The 3,017-nt window shown below is 64.2% G+C and carries 2 protein-coding genes and 2 pseudogenes; all 4 read left to right on the forward strand.

Annotated elements, in window-relative coordinates:
• Window positions 1-552: pseudogene (locus tag ACLHHB_RS05995) on the forward strand (DNA-directed RNA polymerase subunit beta'); the annotation flags it as partial.
• A gap of 395 nt (window positions 553-947) precedes the next feature.
• Entirely contained in the window at window positions 948-1,886 is a 939-nt protein-coding gene (locus ACLHHB_RS06000) for a DMT family transporter (RefSeq protein ID WP_410217371.1), read from the forward strand.
• Window positions 1,886-2,713, forward strand: a complete 828-nt coding sequence (locus tag ACLHHB_RS06005) for a glycosyltransferase (RefSeq protein ID WP_410217372.1) — start codon at window positions 1,886-1,888, stop codon at window positions 2,711-2,713. The genes ACLHHB_RS06000 and ACLHHB_RS06005 overlap by 1 nt, the downstream gene beginning before the upstream one ends.
• A gap of 231 nt (window positions 2,714-2,944) precedes the next feature.
• Window positions 2,945-3,017, forward strand: a pseudogene (gene rpsL / locus ACLHHB_RS06010) (30S ribosomal protein S12); the annotation flags it as partial.

Genomic DNA, 3,017 nt, shown 5'->3' on the forward strand with positions numbered 1-3,017 from the left:
TATCGACTCCAGGGCGTGAAGATCAACGACAAGCACATCGAGGTGATCGTTCGCCAGATGCTGCAGAAGATCGAGATCCTCGACAGCGGCGAGACCACGCTGCTGAAGGGCGAGCATGTCGAGCGCGACGAATTCGAGGAAGAGAACGCCAAGGTCGAAGCACGCGGCGGACGTCCCGCCTCGGGCGAGCCGGTCCTGCTGGGCATTACCAAGGCGTCGCTGCAGACCCGCAGCTTCATCTCTGCGGCGTCTTTCCAGGAAACGACGCGCGTGCTGACCGAGGCTGCCGTCCAGGGCAAGCGCGACAAGCTGGTGGGCCTGAAGGAGAACGTCATCGTTGGCCGCCTGATCCCGGCGGGTACCGGTGGCGCGACCTCCCGGGTTCGTCGCATCGCCACCGAACGCGACGCGGAGGTGATCGAGGCACGGCGTGCCGAGGCCGAAGCGGCTGCCGCCTTGGCGGCGCCCGAACCGACCGTCAACACGACGGCGCCGGAGACGATGACCGACAGCGCGATTGCGGATCTGCCGGAGTCCAACGGCGAAGAATGATCCTTGATCCATAGAAACAGGCAAAGGCCCGGCAGTGATGCCGGGCCTTTGTTGTTGCGGACAACCATTCAGAAAGCGTTGGTTTGCTTGTCTTGCAGCCCCCGATGTCGAAGAGGGTTCTTTTCAGAAATTGTGCAGTTGCAGGGGCGGCCAGACTCTTCGGTCATCGGGCCGTTGTTGTTTGGGCCATACGTTGATGAGAGGCGGGCCCGACCGTCTGCAGGGCTTCGCCTGATCCAAAAACGATGCTTATGGAACGACAGGGCGTCCAAGTGCCTATTCAGAAAGCTGCATCCGTTTCATGCAGTTTGTGAAAAAACCTGCTGTTCTTGATGCGCCTGCCTGCTAGCACTTGCAGGGTCACGCCCGACTCGATTTCGTTCCGGATCCTGCTGATGCGCACTCCCCTGATGTCTCCGATCCGGCGCGTCCGGCCTGCCTCGATCCGGGTTCAGCCGCTGCTGCCTGGCGACAACCTGAGGGGCGCGACCGTGATGGTCCTGTCCATGATCGCGTTCACCTGCAACGACACGGTCATCAAGTTCGTCACTCAGGACATGCCGCTGTATCAGGCCATCACGCTGCGCGGCGTCTTTGTCATGATGGCGCTGATGCTGCTGGCAGCGCGCAGCGGGGGGCTGCGGCTGCGGATCGCCGCGCCGGCCCGGTGGCCCATGGCGCTGCGGCTGGTGGGTGAGGTGGGATCGACCCTGCTGTTTCTGAACGCGCTGCAGCGGATGGCAATCGGCGACCTGACGGCAGTGATGCAGTCGCTGCCGCTGGTCGTGATGCTGGGGGCCGCCCTGATCTTTGGCGAAACGCTGGGGTGGCGGCGGATGATGGCGGTCGGTCTCGGCATGGCGGGCGTGCTGATCATCCTGCGCCCGGGGAGCGGGACCTTTGGCATCTGGTCGCTGGTTGCGTTGGGGGCGATGGTGATGGTGGCCCTGCGTGATCTGGCGACGCGCCAGTTTGCGCAGGACGTGTCATCCACCACCATCGCCTTTTATGCGGCAGCCTGCGTGACGGTGATCGGCTTCGTCCTCAGCCTAGGGCAGGGGTGGGTCATGCCCCAGCCTCGCCACCTGCTGCTGTTGCTGCTGGGCAGTGCCTTCCTGACCGTCGGTTATGTCAGCGCCGTTGCCGCCATGCGGATCGGGGAAATCTCGGCCGTGGCACCGTTCCGCTATACCTCGTTGCTGGCGGCGGTGTTGCTGGGCTATGTCGTCTTTGGCGAGGTGCCGGACCTTTGGACATGGCTGGGCTCAGGTCTGGTTGTCGGCGCGGGCATTTACACGATCTGGCGCGAGGCCCAGTTGGAAAGGCGGCACTGATGCGGGTCCAGATGCTGGGTCTGTGCCGCTTTTCCTATCTTGGGCTGCGTGGCTATCAGGTCGAGCACGACACCATCGAGGCAAGACGCGCCTATCTTTACGACCCGGAGCGGCTGGCGCGGCGCTGGCTGTGGTTCACCACCGTCGCGTTGCCCGCATGGCAGGCGCAGACAGAGCCTGATTTCACGCTGGTGGTGATGACGGGGCCGGACCTGCCGCAGCCTTGGCTGGGACAGCTGCAGGCGCTGTCTGCGAGGATGCCTCAGCTGCGGCTGGCCTTGGTGCCGCCGATGGAGTTTCACCTGCAGGCCTGCCGGACCGCGATCGCTCCGCATGTGGACCCCAAGGCGCAGGTCATTGGCCATTTCCGCCATGACGACGACGACGCCGTGGCGGTAGATTACGTGGCGCAGGCGCGGCGGGATTTTCGAAGGGTGCAGGCCTTGTGGCGGTCCGAGGGGAAGCTGTCGCTGGACTACGGTCGCGGCCTGATGGTGCAGGCGCGAGACGGACAGCTGACGATCACGCCGCGCTTGTGTCACAACATGGGCGTGGCGCTGACGATCTTCCTGCCGCCGGATGCGCCCGAAACGGCGCTGCATTACGACCACACGAAGCTGGCGCAATGGATGCCGGGCGTTCAGGTCAACCGGCCGTTGATGTTCATTCGATCCATCCATGATGACAGCGACTCGGGCGACATGGGGCCGGGACTTCCCTGGCAGCCCGAAGAAGGCGCGCTGAACCGTCTGCTGCGGCAGCGCTTTCGCCTGACGCGCGCCGATCTGGCCCGTCTGGCGCAGCGGCTGGGGCCGGGCGCCCGTTGACACCGGGCGGAAATCCACTTATAGCCCCGCTACCCGGCGGGAAACCGTTTCGGGTGCCAGAACCTGTGAGGTCACGATCCGGGCCGTTATTGCCCCGATCCTCTGGAATTACGCCCGTCAGCCCGTTATGGGCCGGACGGGCTTGGTGTTTTGCGATTCGCGCAAGACACCGTCGAGAAGCGGCGCAACCGGACTGGTTGCGAGTATTGACAGAGCAAGACGGGGAACCGAATGCCAACGATCCAACAGCTGATCCGCAAACCGCGGCAGCCGAAAGTGCAGCGCTCGAAGTCGCAGCACCTTC

This window comes from Paracoccus sp. (in: a-proteobacteria), assembly GCF_046462195.1.
Taxonomy (GTDB): Bacteria; Pseudomonadota; Alphaproteobacteria; order Rhodobacterales; family Rhodobacteraceae; genus Paracoccus.

Excerpts from the sequence above, each read along its gene's own strand:
- ACLHHB_RS06000 (WP_410217371.1), top strand. The coding sequence starts at position 948 with ATGCGCACTCCCCTGATGTCTCCGATCCGGCGCGTCCGGCCTGCCTCG.
- ACLHHB_RS06005 (WP_410217372.1), top strand. The coding sequence starts at position 1,886 with ATGCGGGTCCAGATGCTGGGTCTGTGCCGCTTTTCCTATCTTGGGCTG.